This is a genomic window from Streptococcus sp. 596553 (genome assembly GCF_900411395.1).
GTDB classification, from domain to species: domain Bacteria; phylum Bacillota; class Bacilli; order Lactobacillales; family Streptococcaceae; genus Streptococcus; species Streptococcus mitis_BA.
In genome coordinates, this window is the sequence record NZ_OXCQ01000008.1 from 1 (window position 1) to 25417 (window position 25417).

Sequence of the window (25417 nt, forward strand, 5' to 3'; positions counted from 1 at the left end):
AGTTGTAGAAAGTCAATGGTTTTGATAAATTTTTTTCAAAAAAATAGACCTTGTCCAGAGGTCGGGGAGTTGGAGGGGACACCCTCCAAGAGTGTTGATTTAATAAGATTTTATTTTACCTTTTTCAAAAGTTTTCTTATTGTTTTTGTTGTTGGTATGTTTGTTTCTTTTATTACTTCTTTAATTAGGGAAAAATTTTTAAAATCTCCAAAGAAGAATAAAGATAGATCTAATTAGATAAAGAGATTTTTTATCGCTAGTTTAATCTACAGGGGAGTTTCTTTAATATTGTTTCGCCTGTTAAAATGATATGTGATAGCAGGATAAAAAATCTACAAATTAAGTTGGTATCAATATGGTGTAAATGGCAAGTATGTTTTCCATGCTTGCTTTTTTAATTTTTTACAATTCAAGATGTTTTGATGACCATTTATGATGTGAGTGTTCCAAGGATAAAATGAGTGCTATACTAGCAGTGTAAAGGTTGTAGCTAAACTAAGATAAAGCATACATTTAGGAGGAAATTTTATGAAGAAAAAAATACTGATTATTTTCGTTCTATATCTGATCATGTCTACCCTTCTTTATCCGCTTAGGGAGAGTATTTGGTATCATCTATTTTATACCATAGCCTATATGATTGCGGTTGTGATCTATTTTGCTTTAACTAAAAAGAAAGGAGCAAAGAAATGAAAGCTTTTCTTGCTAAAAAACGGAACATCTTCCTTACGAGATTGTTCCTAGGTCAGTTGCCCTTGCTTGTCTCTACTTATCTATTTCTATCTCGTCAGTTTTTAAATTTTTCATTGGTTTTCCAATTTCTTTTAGTGGTTATTAACTTGGCCTCTATTTTGGTTACTGTTTACCTCACTAGGGAGATGAGGATAAGAGAGTTTGAAGATGATGATTTGGTTAGTCCTAGAACCAATCAACTTATGTATATCGGTTTGACAGGTTTTATGTCTATCATTTGTTTGTATAGAGGTATCACAGCAGGAGAATCTTACCAACAACTAATTGCCTATATTGGCGCTATTCTCTGCTTGCTTATCATGCTTTTGCTCATTTGGGGCTTGAAGTATTATAAAAAGTAGCTTGCCTTCTTCTTCTGACAGAATCTTTGATTAGAAGGCTCTATTAAACTGTCCGTGAAATAAGTGAATGGAGGTATTTAAAATGAAATATAGATTATTTCTTGTTATTTTCTTGAGTAGTGTGTTGAATATTCTTTTAGGGACATTTTTACAAATCTCTAATGTATCGATTGGGTGGCTTGTTCTCTACAGTGGATTATTTGAAGCAGGTATTTTCCTTCTTGCTAATAAAGGGGTGGCGGTAAAAATCAAGGAAGTAGACATTCGAAACCGCTTTAAATTTATTTTTGGAAAAACCTTATGGTTTCAAATTCTTTTGCTCATCTTTTTGATGGTCAAACTTTATCTTGGTTTGGATGCGAGGTTGATTTTATTCTATGGACATATTTTCATTGTCTTTAATGCCTTAATGTATCTATTATCTAGTAGTCAGGTTAGCCTTAAAAAGAACAAGCTGTCTTCTTAATCTTGCAGTAATAGAGCCTGACAAGGCGAGCCATCCTGTCTTGTAGATAGTAGGAGGAATTCTATGAAAAAACACCCTATTCTTTTCAAAACGAGTGCAATTCTTTCTTATTTGTTTCTGTTTTTCGGACTGTCTTGGACGACCCAATTTTGGAGCAATTATTGGGAGTTCTCGTCTTGGGTAGGAAATCTTATCTGGATTCGAAACATCATCAGCCTTCTCTTTATCTGCTTGATGATTTGGATTTTGGTTAGGTCGGGCCATGCTTATCTCTTTCGTATCCCTAGAAAAAAGTGGTTGAGCTATTCCGTCCTGACGGTGTTAGCAGCTGTTGTGCTTATCTGTTTTAACTATCTGACAGCTAAACACGTTCAGGGGACGAACGAAGGTTGGAATTTGTTTATTGCCTATAGTGAGACCAATTTTGCGGAGTTTGGTGTTTACCTAACCTTAATCGTACTAGGACCTCTGATGGAAGAATTGGTATATAGGGGCCTGCTTCAACATGCCTTCTTTAAGGATTCGAGATGGGGGCTGGATCTTCTCTTTCCGTCATTCTTATTTGCCTTGCCCCACTTCTCTAGCTTGCCAAGTCTCGCAGATATTTTTGTCTATACGGCAGTGGGCTGTCTATTTGCCTGTCTAACACGTTATACGAAGAGTATCTATCCTTCTTATTCGATTCATATTATTAATAATATCATTGCAAACTTACCATTTTTGCTCACTTTTCTACATAGGGTCTTAGGGTAAAAAAACCAAAGGCTTGCTTTTCAGCCATAGAGGAGGTCATCATGTATAAACACTTATTTTTCCTAGATTCCAAAACCTTAGACTGGTTGACGCCTTATATTCTGGTCTTGGCTTCTGACACCATTGCATTTAATGTTTTTGTGCTAACCTTTGTATCTGTTGTGATGTTTTATTTTCTGAATCCCATGCTATCTTTAATGGCTATATTCTTAGGAGCTGGCTATGTGGTCGGTTTTTGGTTGTTAAAATGGTTTGTTTTGGAAAGGTTAGAGCTCAAGGATGACGCGTAGGAAGTCTGTTTGGTGAGGAGGATAATTTGATGGAGTTTTTTGACAAATTTCATGCCTTTTGTTTTGGATTTTTAGTACTAATAATCGTCATTACAGTTCCTTATACGATTAACCACGGGGATTTTTTTCAAAATGAGCCTGCACTGATTATTGTAAGTCTTCTTGTAACCTCGATGAGTGTTGCTTATGCTAGAAAATTTGAAATGATTTCTTTTGGGATGTTAAGCAAGAAAGACATTTTGCTTTTCATTACAATCTTTCTTCTAAGTCTGCTTGAGACGCTGGTTTATATTCATTTCTTCGCTATTTCTTCTGGCGCGGGAGTTCAACACTTGGCGGAAGTCCGCAGAGGAATTTCCCTGTCTTTGGTTTTGACTTCCTCAGTTTTTGGCCCCATCCAGGAGGAACTCATTTTCAGAGGACTTCTTCAAGGTGCGGTTTTTGACAATTCTTGGTTAGGGCTTGTGCTAACTTCCTCTCTCTTTTCGTTCATGCATGGTCCTTCTAATGTCCCTTCGTTTATTTTTTATCTACTTGGGGGCTTGTTGCTGGGCTTTGCTTATAAAAAGAGCCAAAACTTATGGGTTTCTACTCTAGTTCACATGTTTTACAATGCTTGGCCACTCTTATATTATTTATAAAAATCATGAAAGGGAAGCAGAAGAAAGAGCTTGCCTTTTCTTTCTACAATGATACCCAAGTCAATCCAGAGGCTTTTCTTTGAGAATCGGGTGTGGAGCGGTTGACGAATAGGCCAAAAACTAGTAGAATAGTAAGGAAACTTTATACGGAGGAAAGAAATGGATTTGGGTGATAATGAGCTAACACTGACTCCCATACCTGGGAAAAGTGGCAAAGCTTATATGGGTAGCTATCCTGATGGGAAGCGTATCTTTGTAAAAATGAACACCTCTCCAATCCTACCTGGTCTAGCTAGAGAACAAATTGCTCCACAATTATTATGGAGTCGCCGTTTGGCAGATGGGCGTGATATGTGTGCTCAAGAATGGTTGACAGGCAAGATATTGACCCCCTATGATATGAATCGTAAGCAAATCGTCAATATTTTAATCCGTCTGCATCGCTCACGTCCGTTGATGACACAGTTGAGTCGTTTGGGCTATGCCATGGAAACACCTGTAGATTTACTACAGTCTTGGCAGGAAACGGCTCCAGATGCTTTGCGTAAAAATCATTTTATCAGTGAAGTGATGGCTGATTTACGTCAGACTATTCCAGGATTTAGAGAGGACTATGCGACCATTGTCCATGGAGATGTACGACATAGTAATTGGATTGAGACAGATAGTGGCTTGATTTATTTGGTAGATTGGGATTCGGTTCGCTTGACCGACCGCATGTTTGATGTGGCCCATATGCTCTGCCATTATATTCCAGAACATCAGTGGAAGGAGTGGTTAACCTACTACGGTTACAAGTACAATCAAACGGTATTAAATAAATTGTATTGGTACGGTCAATTATCTTACTTGAGCCAGATTTCCAAGTATTATATGAACCAAGATTTAGAAAATGTTAATCGGGAGATTCATGGCTTGCGTCACTTCCGAGACAAGTATGGAAAGAGAAGATGAGAGTTAGAAATCGTAAAGGGGCGACAGAATTACTAGAGGCAAATCCCCAGTATGTGGTTCTCAATCCCTTGGAATCCAAGGGAAAATGGCGGGACCTGTTTGGCAATGACAATCCCATTCATGTGGAAGTTGGAAGTGGAAAGGGTGCCTTTGTTTCAGGAATGGCCAAGCAGAACCCTGACATCAACTATATCGGGATTGATATTCAAAAGTCTGTTTTGAGCTACGCTTTGGACAAGGTGCTTGAAGTTGGAGTGCCTAACATCAAGCTCTTGTGGGTAGATGGTTCTGACTTGACTGACTACTTTGAAGACGGTGAGATTGATCGTTTGTATCTGAACTTTTCAGATCCTTGGCCGAAAAAACGCCATGAAAAGCGTCGTTTGACCTATAAGACCTTCTTGGATACCTTCAAGCGTATCTTACCTGAAAATGGTGAAATTCATTTCAAGACGGATAACCGTGGCTTGTTTGAGTACAGCCTAGTGAGCTTTTCTCAGTATGGCATGAAGCTCAATGGTGTTTGGCTTGATTTACATGCCAGTGATTTTGAAGGCAATGTCATGACAGAATACGAGCAAAAATTCTCCAACAAGGGGCAAGTTATCTACCGAGTTGAGGCAGAATTTTAAGAAATAGCCTGAAATCAGGCTGTATAAGTGCTTTTGCTTTACATAAGTTAGCAAATGTGATATACTAAGGGTAAGAATATGAGAAAGTGAGGCGGGGAAATATCTTCGCCTCTTGCTTATGAGGAGGTGGACGCAATCGCAACAATCGTAGAATTAGTCAGAGAAGTTGTAGAACCTGTCATAGAAGCGCCTTTCGAACTCGTGGATATCGAGTATGGAAAGATTGGCAGTGACATGATTCTCAGTATTTTTGTAGATAAACCTGAAGGAATTACCTTGAACGACACAGCAGACTTGACAGAAATTATCAGTCCTGTCCTAGACACCATCAAGCCAGATCCCTTCCCAGAACAATATTTCCTAGAAATCACCAGTCCAGGCTTGGAACGTCCTTTAAAAACCAAGGATGCCGTTGCTGGAGCGGTTGGGAAATACATCCATGTCGGGCTCTACCAAGCCATCGATAAGCAAAAGATCTTTGAAGGAACCTTGTTGACCTTTGAAGAGGACGAGTTGACTATGGAATATATGGACAAGACGCGTAAGAAAACCGTCCAAATTCCATACAGTTTAGTATCAAAAGCACGTTTAGCAGTTAAATTATAGAAAAAGAAAGGATAGCTTTTGAGGATTCAAAAGTGAAGAAAACATGAGTAAAGAAATGCTAGAGGCCTTCCGCATTTTGGAAGAAGACAAGGGAATCAAAAAAGAAGATATCATCGACGCAGTAGTAGAGTCGCTTCGTTCCGCTTATCGCAGACGCTATGGTCAATCAGACAGCGTAGCTATTGACTTTAACGAAAAAACAGGTGACTTTACAGTCTATACTGTCCGTGAAGTGGTTGATGAAGTATTTGATAGCCGTTTGGAAATCAGTTTGAAAGATGCTCTTTCCATTAATTCAGCCTATGAACTTGGTGATAAAATCAAGTTTGAAGAAGCACCTGCTGAGTTTGGTCGTGTAGCAGCCCAATCTGCCAAACAAACCATTATGGAAAAAATGCGCAAGCAAACACGTGCTATCACTTACAATACTTACAAAGAACATGAGCAAGAAATCATGTCTGGTACAGTAGAACGCTTTGACAACCGCTTTATCTATGTCAACCTCGGTAGCATCGAAGCCCAATTGTCAAAACAAGACAAAATTCCTGGAGAAGTTTTTGCTTCTCATGATCGTATTGAAGTTTATGTCTACAAGGTTGAAGACAACCCTCGCGGTGTCAACGTCTTTGTTAGCCGTAGCCATCCAGAAATGATCAAACGCTTGATGGAGCAAGAAATTCCAGAAGTTTATGACGGAACGGTTGAAATCATGAGCGTAGCTCGTGAAGCTGGTGATCGTACGAAGGTTGCAGTTCGTAGCCATAATCCAAACGTGGATGCTATCGGTACAATCGTTGGACGTGGTGGAGCTAATATTAAGAAGATTACTAGCAAATTCCACCCAGCTCGTTACGATGCCAAGAGCGACCGTATGGTGCCAATCGAAGAAAACATCGACGTTATCGAGTGGGTAGCAGATCCAGCTGAATTTATCTACAATGCCATCGCTCCTGCTGAGGTTGACCAAGTTATCTTTGATGAAAACGACAGCAAACGTGCCTTGGTGGTTGTTCCAGATAACAAGCTTTCTCTTGCTATCGGTCGTCGTGGACAAAATGTTCGCTTGGCGGCTCACTTGACTGGTTACCGTATCGATATTAAGTCTGCTAGCGAATTTGAAGCCATGGAAGACGCTGGTTCGGTAGATTTGGAAGCAGAAAACGATACTGTAGAAGAATAAAAGCTGCTAGAGGAGGGGAAGATGAAAACGAGAAAAATCCCTTTGCGCAAGTCTGTTGTGTCTAATGAAGTGATTGATAAGCGTGATTTGCTCCGCATTGTCAAGAACAAGGAAGGACAAGTCTTTATTGATCCGACAGGGAAGGCCAACGGCCGTGGCGCTTATATCAAGCTAGACAATGCAGAAGCCCTAGAGGCGAAAAAGAAGAAGGTCTTTAACCGTAGCTTTAGCATGGAAGTGGATGAAAGCTTTTATGACGAGTTGATCGCTTATGTGGATCACAAAGTGAAAAGAAGAGAGTTAGGACTTGAATAAGCAAAAGATAAGCAATCTCTTGGGACTTGCTCAGCGAGCAGGGCGGATTATATCGGGTGAGGAATTGGTGGTTAAGGCCATTCAAGACGGCAAGGCCAAGTTGGTCTTTCTAGCTCATGATGCTGGACCCAATCTGACCAAGAAGATTCAAGATAAAAGTCATTATTATCAAGTAGAAATTGTAACCGTGTTTTCAACACTGGAATTAAGCATAGCAGTCGGGAAATCGAGAAAGGTTTTGGCTGTGACAGATGCTGGATTTACAAAGAAAATGAGGTCTCTTATGGAATAGAAGAGGAGGACATGATTTGTCTAAGAAAAGATTGTACGAAATCGCAAAAGAACTTGGAAAAGAAAGTAAAGAAGTTGTAGCGCGTGCAAAAGAGTTGGGCTTGGATGTGAAAAGCCACTCATCAAGTGTGGAAGAAGCTGTCGCTGCAAAAATCGCTGCCAGCTTTAAGCCTGCAGCTGCTCCGAAATCAGAAGCAAAACCTGTAGCACCAAAAGCAAGTGCAGAAAAGAAAGCCGAGAAATCTGAGCCAGCTAAACCAGCTGTAGCTAAGGAAGAGGCAAAACAAGCTGAGCCAGTTGCTCCGAAGGCAGAAAAAGTAGCAGCTAAACCGCAAAGCCGTAATTTCAAGGCTGAGCGTGAAGCCCGTGCTAAAGAGCAGGCAGAGCGACGCAAGCAAAATAAAGGCAATAACCGTGACCAACAACAAAACGGAAACCGTCAGAAAAACGACGGTCGCAATGGTGGAAAACAAGGTCAAGGCAACCGCGATAATCGTCGCATTAATGACCAAGCTAAGAAACAGCAAGGTCAGCAAAATCGTGGTAATGAGCGCCGTCAACAAGAGGACAAACGTCCAAATCAAGCGGCTCCACGTATTGACTTTAAAGCCCGTGCAGCAGCCCTAAAAGCAGAGCAAAATGCAGAATATGCCCGTTCAAGTGAGGAACGTTTCAAGCAGACTCAGGCTGCCAAAGAAGCCTTGGCCCAAGCAAACAAACGCAAGGAGCCAGAGGAAATCTTTGAAGAAGTGGCTAAGTTAGCTGAACAAGCGCAACAAGAACAGCAAGTTCAAGCAGTGGTTGAAGTCGTCCCTGAGAAAACAGAACCTGCAGTGGATACACGTCGTAAAAAACAAGCTCGACCAGACAAAAATCGTGACGATTATGATCACGAAGAAGATGGTCCTAGAAAACAACAAAAGAATCGAAGTAGTCAAAATCAAGTGAGAAATCAAAAGAATAGTAACTGGAATAACAACAAAAAGAACAAAAAAGGCAATAACAAGAACAACCGTAATCAGACTCCAAAACCTGTTACAGAGCGTAAATTCCATGAATTGCCAACAGAATTTGAGTATACAGATGGTATGACCGTTGCGGAAATCGCAAAACGTATCAAACGTGAACCAGCTGAAATCGTTAAGAAACTTTTCATGATGGGTGTCATGGCCACACAGAACCAATCCTTGGATGGGGAAACAATTGAACTCCTCATGGTGGATTACGGTATCGAAGCCAAACAAAAGGTTGAAGTGGATAATGCCGATATCGAACGTTTCTTTGTCGAGGATGGTTATCTCAATGAAGATGAATTGGTTGAGCGTCCACCAGTTGTAACTATCATGGGACACGTTGACCACGGTAAAACAACTCTCCTAGATACCCTTCGTAACTCTCGTGTTGCGACAGGTGAAGCAGGTGGTATCACTCAACATATCGGTGCCTACCAAATTGTTGAAAATGGCAAGAAGATTACCTTCCTTGATACACCGGGACACGCGGCCTTTACATCTATGCGTGCGCGTGGTGCATCTGTTACCGATATTACTATTTTGGTCGTAGCGGCAGACGATGGGGTTATGCCTCAGACTATCGAAGCCATCAACCACTCAAAAGCGGCCAACGTTCCAATCATCGTAGCCATTAACAAGATTGATAAACCAGGTGCCAACCCAGAACGTGTTATCGGTGAATTGGCAGAGCATGGTGTCATGTCAACCGCTTGGGGTGGAGATTCTGAATTTGTTGAAATCTCAGCTAAATTCAACCAAAACATCGAAGAATTGTTGGAAACAGTCCTTCTTGTGGCTGAAATCCAAGAACTCAAGGCAGACCCAACAGTGCGTGCGATCGGTACAGTTATCGAAGCTCGCTTGGATAAAGGAAAAGGTGCGGTCGCAACCCTTCTTGTTCAACAAGGTACCTTGAATGTCCAAGACCCAATCGTTGTCGGAAATACCTTCGGTCGTGTCCGTGCTATGACCAATGACCTTGGTCGTCGTGTTAAAGTTGCTGGACCATCAACACCAGTTTCAATCACAGGTTTGAACGAAGCGCCAATGGCAGGTGACCACTTTGCCGTTTACGAAGATGAAAAATCTGCGCGTGCGGCTGGTGAAGAACGTGCCAAACGTGCCCTCATGAAACAACGTCAAGCTACCCAACGTGTTAGCCTTGAAAACCTCTTTGATACCCTTAAAGCTGGTGAACTCAAATCAGTTAACGTTATTATCAAGGCCGATGTACAAGGTTCAGTTGAAGCCCTTTCTGCATCACTTCAGAAAATCGATGTGGAAGGTGTTAAAGTTACCATCGTTCACTCAGCGGTTGGTGCCATCAATGAATCTGACGTAACACTTGCGGAAGCTTCAAATGCCTTTATCGTTGGTTTCAATGTACGCCCTACACCACAAGCTCGTCAACAAGCAGAAGCTGACGATGTGGAAATCCGTCTCCACAGCATTATCTACAAGGTTATCGAAGAGATGGAAGAAGCCATGAAGGGGATGCTTGATCCAGAATTTGAAGAAAAAGTTATCGGTGAAGCAGTTATTCGTGAAACCTTCAAGGTATCTAAAGTGGGAACCATCGGTGGATTCATGGTTATCAACGGTAAGGTTACTCGTGACTCTAAAGTCCGTGTTATCCGTGATGGTGTCGTTATCTATGACGGCGAACTCGCAAGCTTGAAACACTACAAAGACGACGTGAAAGAAGTTCCAAACGGTCGTGAAGGTGGATTGATGATCGATGGCTACAATGATATCAAGACTGATGATGTGATTGAGGCGTATGTCATGGAAGAAATTAAAAGATAAGATTTTTGCTCCTTTTTTAGGTGGTGAGGGACGCAAGCAAACCGATGGTTTCATTGCTTATTTTTGAGCCTAGGGTCTCAAAAATCCCCTGTGATGGGACTGATAAATCAGTTCCATCACTTTCACCACGGCGAAAGAAGCAGATGATTTCAAATTGAACTTCGTTTCAATTTGAAATGAAAATCAAGAAGTTTAAAAATAGCTAGGTCTGCTGGCCTAGCTTTTGGTTCAAAGTAGAGAAAGGAATATCATGGCAAATCATTTCCGTACGGATCGTGTGGGCATGGAAATCAAGCGTGAAGTCAATGAGATTTTGCAAAAGAAAGTCCGTGATCCGCGTGTCCAAGGCGTGACCATCACAGATGTTCAGATGCTAGGTGACTTGTCTGTTGCCAAGGTTTACTACACCATTTTGAGTAACCTTGCTTCGGATAATCAAAAAGCCCAAGTTGGACTTGAAAAAGCAACTGGTACCATCAAACGTGAACTTGGTCGCAATTTGAAATTGTACAAAATCCCAGATTTGACCTTCGTCAAAGACGAATCCATCGAATATGGAAACAAGATTGACGAGATGCTACGCAATCTGGATAAGAACTAAAGAAGAGGGGCAACCCTCTTTTTTGGTTGAGAAAGTAGGTGGAATTTGAAATGGAAAAATATTCTTTTAAAAAGGGGGTCTGTATTTTTAAATGTTAGCTAATCAGAAAATGCTTTTTTTTTTTAGGAAATATGATATGATAAAGTGTAAAAAAGAAATAAGGAGTTTGTATATGGCTGAACAAGAGTTGGCTATGCAAGTATTGCAACAAGTGGTGAAACTACCTGTTGTTAAGGTTGATCGTTCGAAATTTTTAGTGGATAAGTTTTCCAAAGAATTGGATCCACAGGACATTCCTACCTTATTAGAACAAGGTCCAACGTCTCTCTTATCTCAAGAAACCTTAGATAGAGTGGCTAATGTCTGCATTAGGGATAATGTTTTATTGGCGAGTGGAACCTCTGTTTTGGCAGGATTACCAGGTGGACTTGCCATGGCAATCACTATACCAGCGGATGTAGCTCAATTTTATGCTTTTTCTTTAAAATTAGCTCAAGAACTAGGTTATATTTATGGATATGAGGATCTTTGGGCTTCACGCGAGGAGTTGAGTGAAGATGCTCAAAATACCCTCTTGCTTTATCTAGGCGTCATGTTGGGGGTAAATGGAACCGCTGCCTTGCTACGTGCTGGTGGTATAACAATTGCCAAACAGGTAATGAAAACAGTGCCTAATAAAGCCTTAACAAAGACGCTTTGGTACCCTATTTTGAAAAAAGTCTTAAAAATATTTGGTGTGAATCTGACCAAGGGAGGGCTGGCCAAAGGAATGGGGAAATTTATTCCTATCTTGGGAGGTATCATTTCAGGTGGTTTAACCTTTGCAACTATGAAACCGATGGGTGAAAGCTTGCAGAAAGAATTATCCAAGCTAGTCAACTATAGTGAAGTTCAATATCAAGAAGATGTTGAAACAATCCGAAAAGAGGCTGAAATCATCGAAGGAGAGTAATATGGGACTCATAAAAATTCTAGCTAAAACTTATGGGAATTACTTTTTGACCGTGCAAGGTGTAAAAGTAATGAAGACGATAAAGAAAGATGACCACGCCGTTGTCGGTCTAGGGAAACTTTTTATTGCAGACAAGTTAATGGATACGGCTCGGTGGCTCATCAAGCCAGAGGAGAGAGAATGAAATTTTTCTGGGGACTTCTTGCCATTCTTTTTATTAAACCGATTATTGGAATTGTGAAATTCTTTTGGATGATCATCTCTTTTGCAGTCCAATTGCTGTTTTACAAGCTATTATTTAAACTATTGGATTGGCTCTTTAAACTTATTTAGTCCGTAATTCAAGTCGCAGAGAACTAGCAGGAACTCCACTGCTAGTTTTTTAATCTCTTTCCTTGTGGTATAATAAAAGCAGTAAAATCATTTTAGAACATTCAGTGGAGGTCGTCATGGACAATATCATCGATGTGTCAATTCCCGTTGCAGAAGTGGTGGATAAGCATCCAGAAGTCTTGGAAATCCTAGTAGAGCTGGGTTTCAAACCTCTTGCTAATCCCTTGATGCGTAATACTATCGGTCGTAAAGTATCACTCAAACAGGGTTCTAAGCTTGAAGGAACTCCTATGGACAAGATTGTCCGTACGCTGGAAGCAAACGGCTACGAAGTGATTGGGTTAGACTAATGGCAGATGAACGGATTCATGTCCTACGGGATATTTTGTTAGAATTGCACAATGGTGCCTCTCCTGAGTCGGTTCAGGAGCGTTTTGATGCGACCTTTACAGGTGTTTCAGCCATTGAGATTTCCCTCATGGAGCACGAACTGATGAACTCAGACTCAGGTGTCACATTTGAAGATGTCATGGAACTCTGTGATGTCCATGCCAATCTTTTTAAAAATGCTGTTAAGGGTGTCGAAGTAGAGGATACCGAGCATCCTGGCCACCCAGTTCGGATCTTTAAGGAAGAAAATCTGGCCCTCCGTGCTGCCTTGATTCGCATTCGGAGACTGTTAGATACCTATGAGTCTATGGAAGATGAAGAAATGCTTGCGGAGATGCGTAAGGGTTTGGTGCGTCAGATGGGACTTGTGGGGCAATTTGACATCCATTACCAACGTAAAGAAGAACTCTTCTTTCCTATCATGGAGCGCTATGGACACGATTCACCTCCTAAGGTCATGTGGGGAGTGGATGACCAGATTAGGGAACTCTTTCAAACAGCTCTAACGACAGCCAAGTCACTACCAGAAGTGTCGATTTCTACTGTAAAAGAAGATTTTGAAGCCTTTGCGACAGAGTTTGAAAGTATGATTTTCAAGGAAGAGTCTATCCTTCTCATGATTCTCCTTGAGTCCTTTACTCAGGATGACTGGCTTCAGATTGCGGAAGAGAGCGATGCCTATGGTTATGCTATCATCCGTCCGTCTGAGAAATGGGTGCCAGAAAGACAGAGTTTTGTTGAGGAAAAGAGTGAAGAGGAGCCTGTACAGCTAGATACGGCAGAGGGTCAAGTTCAGCAAGTTATCGATACGCCAGAAGGTCAGTTTACCATTACCTTTACCCCTAAGGAAAAGGAAGCAGTGCTGGACCGCCATAGTCAACAGGCTTTTGGGAATGGCTATCTCTCAGTCGAGCAGGCCAATCTGATCCTCAATCACCTCCCCATGGAGATTACCTTTGTAAATAAAGAGGATATTTTCCAGTATTACAATGACAATACGCCAGCTGATGAGATGATTTTCAAACGAACACCGTCCCAAGTTGGGCGCAATGTTGAACTCTGTCATCCGCCTAAGTATTTGGATAAGGTAAAAACCATTATGCAAGGTCTTCGTGACGGGGTCAAGGACAAATACGAGATGTGGTTTAAGTCCGAGTCGCGAGGTAAGTTTGTCCACATCACCTACGCAGCAGTGCGCGATGAAGATGGGGAATTCCAAGGTGTATTGGAGTACGTTCAGGATATTCAACCCTACCGTTAGATTGACACGGACTATTTCCGTGGACTAGAATAAGGAGAAAAAATGAGTTACGAACAAGAATTTATGAAGGAATTTGAAGCTTGGGTCAATACCCAGATCATGATTAACGACATGGCGCACAAGGAAAGCCAAAAAGTCTACGAAGAAGACCAAGACGAACGTGCCAAAGATGCCATGATTCGCTATGAGAGTCGCTTGGATGCTTATCAGTTCTTGCTTGGTAAGTTTGAAAACTTCAAAGCAGGCAAGGGATTCCATGATTTGCCAGAGGGATTGTTTGGTGAGCGGAATTATTAAATGAGATAGATTCTTGATTTTTTACTAAAATCTTGATAGAATATTTATATTAAATCCTTGTCAGAGCAGGGGTTTTTTATTGAAAGGATTTTATCATGTCAAAGAAACTCAATCGTAAAAAACAATTACGAAATAGCCTCCGTCGTGCAGGTGCCTTTTCAAGTACTGTGACTAAGGTTGTAGAAGAGACAAAAAAAGTCGTGAAACGTGCAGAGCAGTCAGCAAGCCAAGCTGGTAAGGCTGTTTCTAAAAAGGTTGAACAAGCAGTAGAAGCTACCAAAGAGCAAGCTCAAAAAGTAGCCAATTCTGTAGAAGATTTTGCAGCAAACTTGGGTGGACTTCCACTTGACCGTGCCAAAACTTTCTATGATGAAGGAATCAAGTCTGCTTCAGATTTCAAAAACTGGACTGAAAAAGAACTCCTTGCCTTGAAAGGAATCGGCCCAGCTACCATTAAGAAATTGAAGGAAAATGGCATCAAGTTCAAGTAATTTTTCTTGTGCCTTGCATTTCCGAAAAAATCTTGCTACAATAGAGCCATTAGAGGTGTTTTGAATCCCGCATTTTACAGAAAGTGGCGGAGCTGAGAAGTCCACAAATGTGTCAAAACTGGTTGCTAATGGATGAAAAATTGAAATAAAAGTGTCTTTTTGTTTTAAAGACGAGAGTTGCGGGCAACTGCCCGAAATTGGGTGGTACCGCGGATAAATACATTCGTCCCTGTCATGTAGATGGCAGGGACGATTTTTTTGTAGAAAGCGAGGAAGAAGGATGACAAGAGCTGAATTACCAGAACGCTTAGAAACCGAACGACTCGTCCTACGAGTTCGTACAGTGGCAGATGCTGAGGATATCCATACCTACGCTAGTTTGCCGGAGGTCGCTTACCCAGCGGGCTTTCCGCCCGTCAAGACCTTGGAAGATGAAATCTATTATCTGGAGCATATCCTTCCCGAGCGCAATCAAACGGAAAATCTCCCAGCTGGCTACGGAATTGTCGTCAAAGGAACCGATAAAGTCATCGGCTCTGTTGATTTCAACCATCGGCACGAAGACGATGTACTGGAGATTGGCTACACCTTGCCCCCAGACTATTGGGGACGAGGTTATGTGCCAGAAGCAGCGCGTGCCTTGATTGACATAGCTTTTAGAGAACTAGGTCTTCACAAGATTGAACTTTCTTGCTTTGGTTACAATACCCAAAGTCAACGAGTCGCAGAGAAACTTGGCTTTACTCTGGAAGCTCGCATCCGAGACCGCAAAGATGCCCAAGGCAATCGCTGTGATGATTTGAGATATGGCTTGCTGAGGAGTGAGTGGGAGGTAATTTGATGCATCTTTTCATCATTGGTGCTCCAGCCTCAGGAAAAATGACGATTGGTCAAGAACTGTCTCAACTGACGGATTCTACCCTCTTTTATAACCATCAAGCCATCGATTTTGCACTAGAAATCTATCAGGATTATACAGAGGAGATGTGGGAATTTGTTCGTGGAATTACCTTTTCTTTCCTTGGAGCAAGTGCAAGAAATCAGCGATCAGTAATTTTAACAGACGTAATTGATTTTTCAAATCAGTACCAGCTGATGTATTTGAAGCAAATTCAGGATTTGTTGGATGACTATCATCAAGAGATTCTTTTTGTGGAGTTGGAAACAAGTCTTGAGGAGCGCTTACATCGAAATCGAACGGAGAACCGGTTGAAGCACAAACCCTTAAAACGACATATTGAGGTATCTGAAAGAGAAATTTTAGAGACTGCTGAAACACTTCAATTAAATTCCCAACATCAACCGAATGAGTTGCATCACTACCTTAAAATAAATAATACGAATTTGCCTGCAGAAGAAGTTGCTAAGCAAATTCAAAATAAAATGAACAAAATAGAGAAAGGACAAACACATGTCTAAAGAACTTCATGAAGACGTTCTCAAGACTCAAGAAGTTCAAAAGTCTCAATCTTTTTCGTTCGTGATTCCTACCACCAAATGTAACTTGAAAACTCTACCTTAATCGCGCTTGGAGTACACCCTTCAAAGTAAACGAATCACAAAGAAACTGGGATTTCCCATTTAAGCCTGTATCCGAGGTCGTAAGAATATCCAATACAGCAGAGGTAGAGTTTGATTTATTGAAGAATGAGTTAGAGGAGAAAATAGATGGCTAAAAAGAAAAATAGAAAAAAGAATTAAATCGCCAGCAAAAGTTGGATATCAAAGTCGTTTCTGAAGAAGAGGTTGTCTGGACAGAACTACTGGCTAAAAAACCAACTTTTGTAGAACGTCGGACCATTCAAAATTTCGATGAACTACATACAACAGTGATGCAATATGCTGATGAACATGGAGAGTATCCAGATGTTCAGCTAATCAATTACCAACTGAAAAATAGGATTTTTGATTAGAATCAGGACCATGCTTTATTTAGAGAAGCTATGCATACTCCAAATACACAGAAGCGAAATGAACTGTTAAAACAAGTTTTAAAGATCAATCCAGATTATTTTGCTGCTGATTTTCACCCATTCTTATCAGAGGTTGAAGATTTTGATTTACCAACCTTTAGATTAGATTTAGGAGGCAAAGATTGAAATTAATGTATTATTTTAATACTGACAATAGATTGAAGAATCTTTTTGCTCAAACTTGGAAAATACTTATGTATGCGCTAACGTATTTTCCAATAATATCTCTAATTATATTCTGTCTTACCGATTTTAAATTAGTTATAATTTTACAATTTGCCTTGATACTAATATATGTGTTTAACTATAAAAATCGATTTAATAAGTTTAGAGTTTTTCTTACTAAAAGTACTAAATCTTTAGCTTTTATGAACGCATGGGATGGAATATTTTGCGGAATCTTGACTTACATTCTTTATAACCTAAATCTAGTTGAATCAACTTTAATCAACTTATCTCAATATTTTTTTATTAATTATGGCATAAGTAAAAATCACATAAATAACTGGATTATCATTGTAATACTTTTAATATTACCATTTGTATTATCTGTTATAAAAACTGTAGGATCAATCAAGATATTTCAAAAAGTTAATAAAATAGATATCGTAAAGGGAAAGACACTGTGGAATGTATATGCCACGATGCTTATTATTTCGTTTTTATGGTATTATATCTATATTTATTACTTTATTTCTAATGTTATTGATTTTCATTCTGATTTAATAACTGACATTCTTATGTTCAGTTCACTTATTGCACTTTATTTAATATGCTGGTGGATGATTTATAATCTAATTAGACATGGTGCAAAAGATACCAAAGAAGTAATAGCATCATGGTTAATTGGTTCAATCTGTATATTACTGTTAGCAGTATTTAATCAAGTTGAAAATGAATTAATAAATGCTTTAACATGGTTTTTGCCAATTTTAATTCCTAGTCTAATTGGAGAAATAAATTCTCAATTCGATACAAAAAAACATAAGAAAAAACCAATAAGAACTGAGAAAATGGATAGACACCTCTATCGAACTCAACTATATGGTTTTCTTACTCTATTAATGTTGAGTATTATTCCAAAGTTAACCGAAATTATTTGGGGTTTAAAGATTAAGAAGAAATTGGTCGAATTTATAACTCCCGAAGCTGATTGGATGTCTGAATTATTTGCCTCAACTATAATTATTTTCGTTTGTTTCATATTATCATTAGTTATTGGGAAGATTATAATTTGGTTATTACAATATTTCTATTTAAACACCTATAATGGATATTACGTGTATCGTGACAATATGCATAGTATATTAATAAATCGTAGATATAAAAGAAATATTCATAAAAGGAGAAAAAATAATGTCTAAATAACTTTCACCTAAATACACTCCATCCTATGTTTAGGTTGGTCGTTAACAAAACAACTTCATGAAGATGTTCTCAAGACTCAAGAAGTTCAAAAGTCTCAACCTTTTTCATTCGTGATTCCGACCACCAAATGTAACTGGAAAAATTCTACCTTGGTCAGGCTTGGGGTACAACCTTCAAAGCAAATGAATCACAAAGAAGCTTAGATTCCCGTTCAAGCCTGTATCCGAGGTCGTAAGAATATCCAATACAGCAGAGGTAGAGTTTGATATATTGAAGAATGAGTTAGAGGAGAAAATAGATGGCTAAAAAGAAAAATAGAAAAAAAGAATTAAAACGCCAGCAAAAGTTGGATATCAAAGTTATTTCTGAAGAAGAGGCTGCTTGGACAGAAATCATGGCCAAAAATCCAACTTTTGTAGAACGTCGGACTATTCAAAATTTCGATGAACTGCATACAGCAGTGATGCAATATGCTGATGAACACGGAGAGTATCCAGATGTTCAGCTAATCAATTACCAACTGAAAAATAGGACTTTTGATTGGAAACAGGATCATGCCATATTTAGAGAAGCTATGCATACTCCAAATACACAGAAGCGAAATAAACTGTTAAAACAAGTTTTAAAAATCAATCCAGATTATTTTGCTGCTGCTTTTCATTTATTCTTATCAGAAGTTGAAGATTTTGATTTGTCAACTTTTAAAAAAGTATTGGATTTTGAAATTCTAGTTTTAGAAAAATGGAAAATGAATGGATACAATAGTTGGAATTATTTTGAAGCACGCCCTATCCTGTCTGCTCTGATGTTTCTGATTGAGTATTATATGATGGAGAACTTCAATTCTAAGGCTATAGAATTGATTGACCTGTATTTGAGTAAGCGACCAGACCGTTTTCCTCCTAATTTTGTCTTCTGTATGCTTTCCTTGTATCATATTACTGGTCAGGAACTAAAGGTTGAACGTTTCTATCGTGAAGAATTAAATAAAGGGAAACGGGATGATACCATTCTTATTCATGCCATCATCTCTGCTTTTTCTCAAGGAAAAATTGAAGAAGCAAGTCAGCTATTTGCAAAATTAGTGGAAATCAATGATGAAGCTGTTGAATTCTTTATAGAGGAAGATTGGCAATTCAAAGTTATAGATATAGAAGATCAAGAATGCTATTGTCCAAATTCAGTTGAATCGCTACAAGCTAGTTTGTATCCTCTGCTTGACTATTTACAAGAAAATATTATTTTAACAGAATTTTTAACAAAAGAAGCCAAAAAATTCCGTCGTAAACCAGTATTTTCGAATCATTCCAGTGTGTTAAGAAATCTACCCCAGGTTACAGACTGGTACTCCTTTATGAGCGAGGAAAAAATGAAGGGAATCCGGATGGATCTTGTTCACATCTTTGTTGAAAATGGGATTCGTAAATCTTCAGATTTCAAAAAATGGACTGAAAAAAAAGTTCTCGCTTTGAGGGGAATTGGTCCCGTAACCGTTAAAAAGCTGAAGGAAAACGGCATAAAGTTTAAGAAAGAGAAGTAATTGTTTATGGAAGGGAGGAGGTGAAATTGTCTTGAATGAAATTTCTAATTTCATCCTGTATACTACACCAAATGGCGACGTTCAGCTAGATATCCTTTTACAAGATGAAAATCTTTGGTTGACTCAAAAAGGCCTTGCAGAGCTCTTTGGAGTTGAACGAAGTGTCATTACAAAGCACTTAAAAAACATTTATGACAGTGGTGAGTTGGATAAGGTGTTAACTTGTGCAAAATTTGCACAGGTTCAACAAGAGGGAAATAGAACTGTTCGGCGTGAACTTGAATATTACAATCTGGATGCGATTATTTCAGTTGGCTATCGAGTAAATTCCGGCAAGGCTACTCAATTTAGAATCTGGGCAACCAAGACCTTGAAAGAATTTATCATCAAAGGTTTTGTTTTGAATGATGAACGCTTGAAACAAGGACAGGCAGTTTTCGGACAAGATTATTTCCGTGAACTTTTAGAACGAATTCGCTCTATTCGTTCTAGCGAGCGCCGAATCTATCAACAAATTACGGATATCTTTGCCGAATGTGCCATAGATTATGATCGAAACTCAGATATTACTAAAAATTTCTATGCTATGGTGCAAAATAAATTTCATTATGCAATTACTGGAAGTACTGCTGCAGAAATTATCTATCAACAAGCCGATGCTAGTAAAGAAAAAATGGGATTAACGTCTTGGAAGAATGCACCTGATGGACGAGTGCTCAAATCAGATGTAACGGTGGCTAAAAACTATTTGCAAGAAAAAGAAATTCGACAACTAGAGCGAACTGTTACAGCCTATTTTGATTATATTGAGGGTTTGGTTGAACGCCGTAATACTTTTACAATGCGAGGATTGGCAGATAGTATTGATCGTTTTCTATCTTTTAATGAGTACGAAATTTTAGAAGGAAAAGGAAGTATTTCCAAGAAACAAGCAGATTCAAAAGCCATCCAGGAGTATGAAAAATTTAACCGAACTCAAAAAATTCTATCGGACTTTGATAAACATATTCTGAAGATAATGAGAGAAAGTTAATGTAAAATTTTCACCATTTCTTTGCTTATAGAAGATACTGAAAAAATCAGATGTGCTGAATCAAGGCCTATCTTCTACATACTAATTTTATTTAAAGATATTAACTAGAAAGGACAAACACATGTCTAAAGAACTTTCACCTAAATACAATCCAGCCGAGGTTGAGGCTGGTCGTTACCAAAAATGGCTTGATGCGGATGTTTTCAAGCCTTCAGGCGATCAAAAGGCTAAGCCTTATTCAATCGTGATTCCACCACCAAACGTAACTGGTAAACTTCACCTTGGTCACGCTTGGGATACGACTTTGCAGGATATTATCATCCGTCAAAAACGCATGCAAGGTTTTGATACGCTTTGGCTTCCTGGTATGGACCACGCTGGTATTGCAACTCAAGCTAAGGTTGAGGAGCGCTTGCGTGGTGAGGGCATTAGCCGTTATGACCTGGGTCGTGAGTCTTTCTTGACGAAAGTCTGGGAATGGAAAGACGAGTATGCCACTACCATCAAGGAACAATGGGGCAAGATGGGGCTCTCTGTAGACTACTCTCGTGAGCGTTTCACTCTTGACGAAGGTTTGTCAAAAGCGGTTCGCAAGGTCTTTGTGGACCTTCACAAGAAAGGCTGGATCTACCGTGGTGAGTTTATCATCAACTGGGACCCAGCTGCACGCACAGCCCTTTCTGATATTGAAGTTATCCACAAGGATGTCGAAGGTGCATTCTACCACATGAACTACATGCTGGAAGACGGTTCACGCGCCCTTGAAGTTGCGACCACTCGTCCTGAGACCATGTTTGGGGACGTTGCCGTTGCAGTCAATCCAGAAGACCCACGCTACAAGGACTTGATTGGTAAAAACGTCATCCTTCCAATCGCTAATAAATTGATTCCAATCGTTGGGGATGAGCATGCTGATCCTGAGTTTGGTACAGGTGTCGTGAAAATCACGCCTGCCCACGATCCAAACGACTTCTTGGTTGGTCAACGTCACAACTTGCCACAAGTCAACGTCATGAACGACGACGGAACTATGAATGACTTGGCCTTCGAATTTGCAGGCATGGACCGTTTTGAAGCTCGTAAGGCAGTCGTTGCCAAGTTGGAAGAAATCGGTGCCCTTGTTAAAATCGAAAAACGTGTCCACAGTGTTGGTCACTCAGAACGTACCGGTGTTGTAGTTGAACCACGCTTGTCTACACAATGGTTCGTTAAGATGGACCAATTGGCTAAAAATGCTATTGCCAACCAAGACACAGACGATAAGGTAGAATTTTACCCACCTCGTTTCAACGATACCTTCCTCCAATGGATGGAAAATGTCCACGACTGGGTAATCTCTCGTCAGCTCTGGTGGGGTCACCAAATCCCTGCTTGGTACAATGCTGAGGGTGAAATGTACGTCGGTGAAGAAGCTCCAGAAGGTGACGGTTGGACTCAGGACGAAGACGTCTTGGATACGTGGTTCAGTTCGGCTCTTTGGCCATTCTCAACTATGGGCTGGCCTGATGTCGACTCAGAAGACTTCAAACGTTACTTCCCAACTTCAACCTTGGTTACTGGTTACGACATCATCTTCTTCTGGGTATCTCGTATGATCTTCCAATCTTTGGAATTCACAGGTCGTCAGCCATTCCAAAACGTCCTTATCCACGGTCTCATTCGTGACGAGCAAGGACGCAAGATGTCTAAATCACTCGGAAACGGGATTGACCCAATGGATGTGATCGAGAAATACGGTGCTGATGCCCTTCGTTGGTTCCTTTCAAACGGTTCTGCACCAGGCCAAGACGTGCGCTTCTCTTACGAGAAAATGGATGCTTCTTGGAACTTCATTAACAAGATCTGGAACATCTCTCGCTACATCCTCATGAACAATGAAGGCTTGACTCTTGAGCAAGCAACTGCTAATGTGGAAAAAGTTGTTAACAAAGAAGCCGGAAACGTTACAGACCGCTGGATTCTCCACAACCTCAATGAAACCATCGGAAAAGCTACTGCCAACTTTGATAAGTTTGAATTTGGTGTGGCTGGTCACATCCTCTACAACTTCATCTGGGATGAGTTTGCGGACTGGTACGTTGAGTTGACTAAGGAAGTTCTTTATAGTGACAACGAAGAAGAGAAAGTCATCACACGTTCTGTTCTCCTTTACACCTTGGACAAGATCCTTCGTCTCCTTCACCCAATCATGCCATTCGTGACAGAGGAAATCTTTGGACAAATCTCAGAAGGTTCTATCGTTACAGCAGAATACCCAACTGTCAACCCAGCCTTTGAAGATCTTGCTGCCCACACTGGCGTTGAAAGCCTCAAAGACTTGATCCGTGCCGTTCGTAATGCGCGTGCGGAAGTGAACGTAGCACCAAGCAAGCCTATCACCATCCTTGTTAAGACAAGCGATAGCGACTTAGAAGCCTTCTTTAACAGCAATGTCAACTACATCAAACGCTTCACAAATCCAGAACACTTGGAGATCGCGTCAAATATTCCTGCACCTGAACTCGCAATGTCAAGCGTCATCACTGGAGCAGAAATCTACCTGCCACTGGTAGACCTCCTTAATGTCGAAGAAGAATTGGCTCGTCTCGACAAGGAACTGGCTAAATGGCAAAAAGAACTGGATATGGTTGGTAAGAAACTCTCTAACGAACGCTTCGTAGCCAACGCAAAACCAGAAGTCGTCCAAAAAGAACGCGACAAACAAGCCGACTACCAAGCGAAATACGACGCGACCGTAGCACGTATTGATGAGATGAAGAAACTCGTTAAATAAACACAGAAACACGGTGGTAAACCGTGTTTTTTGGTATAATGAAATCAATATCTATTGATGGAGAAAGTGATGTCTAAGCACCCGCATTATGAATTGTTAAATTTAATTGGCTACGGTCTTGCCAAGTTTGACAAGCTTTTTATAAAAGAATTTCAATGTTCTAGCAAGTCGGAGTTTTATCGCTATGTAGTTTCTCTGGAAATTGCTGAAACAACTGGAGTTGTAAAAAATAGAATGGATTTATTTGATCCTTATTTTGACAATAATCGAAAAGGTTGGTGGCAGAAAGCTGAAGTTTACCGTTTTCGTAAAGATTTAATTGATATGATGTTTGGAAATGAAGATGTTCATAGTTATGCTGAAATCGTTAAAATGTTACTTGCTAGTGAAGGAAAGCGAACAGGCATTACTACCCTTGAAAAACCAATTATTCGAACTAAATTCAAACGTCTACAGGAAACGGGAATGGAGGCTGAGAATTATTTTATCCTTCATTTTGATAAAGAAGAAAAATTCCAAGGTGGACTATTGACCGATGCCCGTCTTTATGGTGATGGATATGACTTTCAGGTAGATGTCCAAGAGCATTCTTACCTTGCCGAAGTAAAAGGTATCCGAAAGTCTAAGGGTCGCATTCGATTGACTGCCAGAGAATATGAAAAAGCCAAAGAGTTTAAATCAGATTTTATTTTATCTCTAGTTACTAACTTAGATGATATTCCAAAGTTAGTATTAGTTAATAATCCTTTAAAATATTTTGAGTTTAAAAAGAATATTATCAAAAATGAAATTATTGAATACAGAAGCTTAGAAGATTTGTATTAGTTTCCCCTTAATTTTACTAGTTGAAGAAGATAGAAACCTTAACAAGTCAACGGCTCAATGAACTGGAAATCAACGGTATTCGTTTGACTAAGTTTAAAAATGGGGAAATCGGTATTGAATTTATCTGGATTGATACCGAAAATCCCCCAAGCGATGCCATCGGCTGGGTAGCAAAGAAATAAAAGTTTTCAAAGCTATTGTAACAAATAAGGGATTTTATTTTCGTGTACAATTTCAGCTATTCTTGTTATAATCAGCCTATAGGAATCAAGGAGGTGACTCTTATGGCTGTTTTTGTGTCTTTGGATGGAATTGTGGTAGAAGTACTTGATGTCTTTTCTTCTTTTAATGGGGATAGTGAGTTTTTCTTGTGTAAACGTCTTAAAGACAAGAGTCAGTTTGTGATGGAACGCTCTCAGTTCGAGGAGATGTTCCAACTTCAAAGTAGTCACTTGACGACGCAAGAAAAATTACAATTGTTTACCTCTGTGTTTGCTGGCCGTTATGATGTTTATGCTAAGAGTTTTATCAATGATCAAGGGAAAATTCAGTATTTTCCATCCTATGATTATGGTTGGAAGCAGTTGCCGCCTGAAAAACGGAGTTTCCAGACATTAACGGATTCCGTTTTGAAATCTCATTTTCGTGGGGAGACAGCTATCGGTATCTTTCCTATGCACTTAGATGATAGCTGTTATTTTTTGGTACTGGATTTGGATGAAAGAGATTGGAAAGAAGCTGGTTTAACCATTCGAAGAATAGCCAGGAAACGCCAGATGGAAGCCCATTTAGAGATTTCTCGTTCGGGTTACGGACTCCATATTTGGTTCTTCTTTGAGGAAGCGATTCCGAGTTGAGAGGCTCGCTTATTTGGAAAGAAACTATTAGAATTGGCTATGCAGGAAAGTATACAACTGTCCTTTGATTCTTTTGATCGCATGTTTCCAAATCAGGATGTCCTTCCTAAGGGGGGATTTGGAAATTTGATTGCCTTGCCTTTTCAAGGAGAAGCTTACCATCAAGGGCGAACGGTCTTTGTGGATGAACAGTTTCAGCCTTATGAAGACCAATGGAGGTATCTACAAGAGATTCAGAGGGTTTCAACTGCTAAAGTGGCACTGTTAATCCAAGAGGAGTTAGGTAAGCAAGAATTGGATAAGGAGTTGAAGGTCATCTTATCCAATATGATCCAACTTGAAAAATCGTCTGTGACACCCAAGACACTGTTTTTCTTGAAAAATATGGCTTCATTTTCTAATCCCGAATTTTATTTAAAGCAGGCTATGCGATAGCCAACCTATCAAATTCCTGAGCGAATGTATTTATTTGGAGAATCCGATCATTATTTATGGCTGCCAAGAGGTTCACTATATCCATTGTAAGATAAATTTAATACTCTTCGAAAATCTCTTCAAACCACGTCAGCTTCGCCTTGCCGTAGATATATGTAACTGACTTCGTCAGTCTTATCTACAACCTCAAAGCAGTGCTTTGAGCAACCTACGGCTAGCTTCCTAGTTTGCTCTTTGATTTTCATTT

General features: G+C 39.8%; 31 protein-coding genes and 2 pseudogenes. 32 read left to right on the forward strand and 1 reads right to left on the reverse strand.

Annotated elements, in window-relative coordinates; all coding sequences use genetic code 11:
- From DSY56_RS12740 to DSY56_RS08295, 32 genes and pseudogenes are all read left to right on the forward strand, one after another.
- Window positions 1–237: hypothetical protein (locus DSY56_RS12740; RefSeq protein WP_112444990.1), on the forward strand; the 237-nt coding region annotated here is incomplete at its 5' end.
- A 452-nt stretch (window positions 238–689) separates the two neighbouring features.
- Complete coding sequence (locus tag DSY56_RS08155) at window positions 690–1094, forward strand: hypothetical protein (RefSeq protein ID WP_000642960.1); 405 nt, start codon at window positions 690–692, stop codon at window positions 1092–1094.
- 82 nt (window positions 1095–1176) lie between these two features.
- Entirely contained in the window at window positions 1177–1560 is a 384-nt protein-coding gene (locus DSY56_RS08160; RefSeq protein WP_000877393.1) for a hypothetical protein, read from the forward strand.
- A 63-nt stretch (window positions 1561–1623) separates the two neighbouring features.
- Window positions 1624–2313: a CPBP family intramembrane glutamic endopeptidase gene (locus tag DSY56_RS08165; protein ID WP_112444993.1), complete on the forward strand. Its 690-nt coding sequence runs from the start codon at window positions 1624–1626 to the stop codon at window positions 2311–2313.
- Between the two features lie 41 nt (window positions 2314–2354).
- Complete coding sequence (blpZ, locus tag DSY56_RS08170) at window positions 2355–2603, forward strand: immunity protein BlpZ (protein ID WP_112444995.1); 249 nt, start codon at window positions 2355–2357, stop codon at window positions 2601–2603.
- A gap of 29 nt (window positions 2604–2632) precedes the next feature.
- The gene (locus DSY56_RS08175) at window positions 2633–3244 is read left to right on the forward strand and encodes a CPBP family intramembrane glutamic endopeptidase (protein ID WP_112444996.1); all 612 of its coding nucleotides are present in this window, start codon (window positions 2633–2635) and stop codon (window positions 3242–3244) included.
- A 159-nt stretch (window positions 3245–3403) separates the two neighbouring features.
- The gene (gene ccrZ, locus DSY56_RS08180; RefSeq protein WP_112444998.1) at window positions 3404–4198 is read left to right on the forward strand and encodes a cell cycle regulator CcrZ; all 795 of its coding nucleotides are present in this window, start codon (window positions 3404–3406) and stop codon (window positions 4196–4198) included.
- Complete coding sequence (trmB, locus tag DSY56_RS08185) at window positions 4195–4830, forward strand: tRNA (guanosine(46)-N7)-methyltransferase TrmB (protein ID WP_112445000.1); 636 nt, start codon at window positions 4195–4197, stop codon at window positions 4828–4830. The genes ccrZ and trmB overlap by 4 nt, the downstream gene beginning before the upstream one ends.
- 126 nt (window positions 4831–4956) lie before the next feature.
- Window positions 4957–5436 carry a ribosome maturation factor RimP gene (gene rimP / locus DSY56_RS08190; protein ID WP_112445002.1) on the forward strand — a complete coding sequence of 160 codons (480 nt, stop codon included), beginning with the start codon at window positions 4957–4959 and terminating at the stop codon, window positions 5434–5436.
- 43 nt (window positions 5437–5479) lie between these two features.
- Window positions 5480–6616, forward strand: coding sequence for a transcription termination factor NusA (nusA, locus tag DSY56_RS08195; RefSeq protein ID WP_112445004.1), 1137 nt, complete (start codon window positions 5480–5482; stop codon window positions 6614–6616).
- Window positions 6617–6637: 21 nt separating this feature from the next.
- Entirely contained in the window at window positions 6638–6931 is a 294-nt protein-coding gene (gene rnpM, locus DSY56_RS08200; protein ID WP_000857561.1) for an RNase P modulator RnpM, read from the forward strand.
- Window positions 6924–7223 (forward strand): YlxQ-related RNA-binding protein, encoded by a 300-nt coding sequence (locus tag DSY56_RS08205; protein ID WP_001041390.1) that lies wholly within the window; start codon window positions 6924–6926, stop codon window positions 7221–7223. The genes rnpM and DSY56_RS08205 overlap by 8 nt, the downstream gene beginning before the upstream one ends.
- Before the next feature lie 16 nt (window positions 7224–7239).
- Window positions 7240–10041 carry a translation initiation factor IF-2 gene (infB, locus tag DSY56_RS08210; protein WP_112445006.1) on the forward strand — a complete coding sequence of 934 codons (2802 nt, stop codon included), beginning with the start codon at window positions 7240–7242 and terminating at the stop codon, window positions 10039–10041.
- A 250-nt stretch (window positions 10042–10291) separates the two neighbouring features.
- A complete protein-coding gene (gene rbfA / locus DSY56_RS08215) occupies window positions 10292–10642 on the forward strand; it encodes a 30S ribosome-binding factor RbfA (RefSeq protein ID WP_001273602.1) in 351 nt (116 codons plus the stop codon).
- Between the two features lie 172 nt (window positions 10643–10814).
- Window positions 10815–11594, forward strand: coding sequence for a hypothetical protein (locus DSY56_RS08220; RefSeq protein WP_164226407.1), 780 nt, complete (start codon window positions 10815–10817; stop codon window positions 11592–11594).
- A 1-nt stretch (window position 11595) separates the two neighbouring features.
- Entirely contained in the window at window positions 11596–11778 is a 183-nt protein-coding gene (locus DSY56_RS08225) for a hypothetical protein (protein WP_049524272.1), read from the forward strand.
- Window positions 11775–11927, forward strand: coding sequence for a hypothetical protein (locus DSY56_RS12045; protein WP_173212725.1), 153 nt, complete (start codon window positions 11775–11777; stop codon window positions 11925–11927). The genes DSY56_RS08225 and DSY56_RS12045 overlap by 4 nt, the downstream gene beginning before the upstream one ends.
- 116 nt (window positions 11928–12043) lie before the next feature.
- Window positions 12044–12277 (forward strand): DUF1858 domain-containing protein, encoded by a 234-nt coding sequence (locus tag DSY56_RS08230; protein ID WP_000368734.1) that lies wholly within the window; start codon window positions 12044–12046, stop codon window positions 12275–12277.
- The gene (locus DSY56_RS08235) at window positions 12277–13578 is read left to right on the forward strand and encodes a DUF438 domain-containing protein (RefSeq protein ID WP_112445010.1); all 1302 of its coding nucleotides are present in this window, start codon (window positions 12277–12279) and stop codon (window positions 13576–13578) included. The genes DSY56_RS08230 and DSY56_RS08235 overlap by 1 nt, the downstream gene beginning before the upstream one ends.
- 42 nt (window positions 13579–13620) lie before the next feature.
- Complete coding sequence (locus DSY56_RS08240; protein WP_000119707.1) at window positions 13621–13875, forward strand: DUF1912 family protein; 255 nt, start codon at window positions 13621–13623, stop codon at window positions 13873–13875.
- A 95-nt stretch (window positions 13876–13970) separates the two neighbouring features.
- Entirely contained in the window at window positions 13971–14366 is a 396-nt protein-coding gene (locus DSY56_RS08245; protein ID WP_000038635.1) for a helix-hairpin-helix domain-containing protein, read from the forward strand.
- Between the two features lie 280 nt (window positions 14367–14646).
- A complete protein-coding gene (locus DSY56_RS08250; protein WP_112445013.1) occupies window positions 14647–15207 on the forward strand; it encodes a GNAT family N-acetyltransferase in 561 nt (186 codons plus the stop codon).
- Window positions 15207–15785, forward strand: coding sequence for an AAA family ATPase (locus DSY56_RS08255; protein ID WP_112445015.1), 579 nt, complete (start codon window positions 15207–15209; stop codon window positions 15783–15785). Before DSY56_RS08250 ends, DSY56_RS08255 begins: the two co-directional genes overlap by 1 nt.
- Window positions 15786–16081: 296 nt before the next feature.
- Window positions 16082–16279, forward strand: coding sequence for a hypothetical protein (locus tag DSY56_RS08260; RefSeq protein WP_007284866.1), 198 nt, complete (start codon window positions 16082–16084; stop codon window positions 16277–16279).
- 30 nt (window positions 16280–16309) lie between these two features.
- Window positions 16310–16465 (forward strand): hypothetical protein, encoded by a 156-nt coding sequence (locus tag DSY56_RS12050; protein ID WP_004237269.1) that lies wholly within the window; start codon window positions 16310–16312, stop codon window positions 16463–16465.
- Between the two features lie 5 nt (window positions 16466–16470).
- Window positions 16471–17703, forward strand: a complete 1233-nt coding sequence (locus DSY56_RS08265) for a beta-carotene 15,15'-monooxygenase (RefSeq protein ID WP_112445099.1) — start codon at window positions 16471–16473, stop codon at window positions 17701–17703.
- A 302-nt stretch (window positions 17704–18005) separates the two neighbouring features.
- Window positions 18006–19247, forward strand: coding sequence for a hypothetical protein (locus DSY56_RS08270; RefSeq protein ID WP_112445017.1), 1242 nt, complete (start codon window positions 18006–18008; stop codon window positions 19245–19247).
- 31 nt (window positions 19248–19278) lie between these two features.
- Window positions 19279–20280 carry a virulence RhuM family protein gene (locus DSY56_RS08275; RefSeq protein ID WP_112445019.1) on the forward strand — a complete coding sequence of 334 codons (1002 nt, stop codon included), beginning with the start codon at window positions 19279–19281 and terminating at the stop codon, window positions 20278–20280.
- A gap of 121 nt (window positions 20281–20401) precedes the next feature.
- Window positions 20402–23053: a valine--tRNA ligase gene (locus DSY56_RS08280; RefSeq protein ID WP_112445021.1), complete on the forward strand. Its 2652-nt coding sequence runs from the start codon at window positions 20402–20404 to the stop codon at window positions 23051–23053.
- Between the two features lie 69 nt (window positions 23054–23122).
- Entirely contained in the window at window positions 23123–23878 is a 756-nt protein-coding gene (locus tag DSY56_RS08285; protein WP_200832407.1) for a DUF3883 domain-containing protein, read from the forward strand.
- Window positions 23879–23898: 20 nt separating this feature from the next.
- Window positions 23899–24060: pseudogene (locus DSY56_RS08290) on the forward strand (hypothetical protein); the annotation flags it as partial.
- A 102-nt stretch (window positions 24061–24162) separates the two neighbouring features.
- Window positions 24163–25257 (forward strand): annotated as a pseudogene (locus DSY56_RS08295) (TOTE conflict system archaeo-eukaryotic primase domain-containing protein); the annotation flags it as partial.
- A 32-nt stretch (window positions 25258–25289) separates the two neighbouring features.
- On the opposite strand, the gene DSY56_RS12595 reads toward DSY56_RS08295, so the two are convergent.
- Window positions 25290–25415: a hypothetical protein gene (locus tag DSY56_RS12595; RefSeq protein WP_268810470.1), complete on the reverse strand. Its 126-nt coding sequence runs from the start codon at window positions 25413–25415 to the stop codon at window positions 25290–25292.
- Window positions 25416–25417 lie beyond the last annotated feature (2 nt).

Coding starts and splice junctions, on each gene's coding strand:
- DSY56_RS08155 (WP_000642960.1), top strand. CDS start 690: ATGAAAGCTTTTCTTGCTAAAAAACGGAACATCTTCCTTACGAGATTG.
- DSY56_RS08160 (WP_000877393.1), top strand. CDS start 1,177: ATGAAATATAGATTATTTCTTGTTATTTTCTTGAGTAGTGTGTTGAAT.
- DSY56_RS08165 (WP_112444993.1), top strand. CDS start 1,624: ATGAAAAAACACCCTATTCTTTTCAAAACGAGTGCAATTCTTTCTTAT.
- blpZ (WP_112444995.1), top strand. CDS start 2,355: ATGTATAAACACTTATTTTTCCTAGATTCCAAAACCTTAGACTGGTTG.
- DSY56_RS08175 (WP_112444996.1), top strand. CDS start 2,633: ATGGAGTTTTTTGACAAATTTCATGCCTTTTGTTTTGGATTTTTAGTA.
- ccrZ (WP_112444998.1), top strand. CDS start 3,404: ATGGATTTGGGTGATAATGAGCTAACACTGACTCCCATACCTGGGAAA.
- trmB (WP_112445000.1), top strand. CDS start 4,195: ATGAGAGTTAGAAATCGTAAAGGGGCGACAGAATTACTAGAGGCAAAT.
- nusA (WP_112445004.1), top strand. CDS start 5,480: ATGAGTAAAGAAATGCTAGAGGCCTTCCGCATTTTGGAAGAAGACAAG.
- rnpM (WP_000857561.1), top strand. CDS start 6,638: ATGAAAACGAGAAAAATCCCTTTGCGCAAGTCTGTTGTGTCTAATGAA.
- rbfA (WP_001273602.1), top strand. CDS start 10,292: ATGGCAAATCATTTCCGTACGGATCGTGTGGGCATGGAAATCAAGCGT.
- DSY56_RS08220 (WP_164226407.1), top strand. CDS start 10,815: ATGGCTGAACAAGAGTTGGCTATGCAAGTATTGCAACAAGTGGTGAAA.
- DSY56_RS08225 (WP_049524272.1), top strand. CDS start 11,596: ATGGGACTCATAAAAATTCTAGCTAAAACTTATGGGAATTACTTTTTG.
- DSY56_RS12045 (WP_173212725.1), top strand. CDS start 11,775: ATGAAATTTTTCTGGGGACTTCTTGCCATTCTTTTTATTAAACCGATT.
- DSY56_RS08230 (WP_000368734.1), top strand. CDS start 12,044: ATGGACAATATCATCGATGTGTCAATTCCCGTTGCAGAAGTGGTGGAT.
- DSY56_RS08235 (WP_112445010.1), top strand. CDS start 12,277: ATGGCAGATGAACGGATTCATGTCCTACGGGATATTTTGTTAGAATTG.
- DSY56_RS08240 (WP_000119707.1), top strand. CDS start 13,621: ATGAGTTACGAACAAGAATTTATGAAGGAATTTGAAGCTTGGGTCAAT.
- DSY56_RS08245 (WP_000038635.1), top strand. CDS start 13,971: ATGTCAAAGAAACTCAATCGTAAAAAACAATTACGAAATAGCCTCCGT.
- DSY56_RS08250 (WP_112445013.1), top strand. CDS start 14,647: ATGACAAGAGCTGAATTACCAGAACGCTTAGAAACCGAACGACTCGTC.
- DSY56_RS08255 (WP_112445015.1), top strand. CDS start 15,207: ATGCATCTTTTCATCATTGGTGCTCCAGCCTCAGGAAAAATGACGATT.
- DSY56_RS12050 (WP_004237269.1), top strand. CDS start 16,310: ATGCATACTCCAAATACACAGAAGCGAAATGAACTGTTAAAACAAGTT.
- DSY56_RS08265 (WP_112445099.1), top strand. CDS start 16,471: ATGTATTATTTTAATACTGACAATAGATTGAAGAATCTTTTTGCTCAA.
- DSY56_RS08270 (WP_112445017.1), top strand. CDS start 18,006: ATGGCTAAAAAGAAAAATAGAAAAAAAGAATTAAAACGCCAGCAAAAG.
- DSY56_RS08280 (WP_112445021.1), top strand. CDS start 20,402: ATGTCTAAAGAACTTTCACCTAAATACAATCCAGCCGAGGTTGAGGCT.
- DSY56_RS08285 (WP_200832407.1), top strand. CDS start 23,123: ATGTCTAAGCACCCGCATTATGAATTGTTAAATTTAATTGGCTACGGT.
- DSY56_RS12595 (WP_268810470.1), bottom strand. CDS start 25,415: ATGAAAATCAAAGAGCAAACTAGGAAGCTAGCCGTAGGTTGCTCAAAG.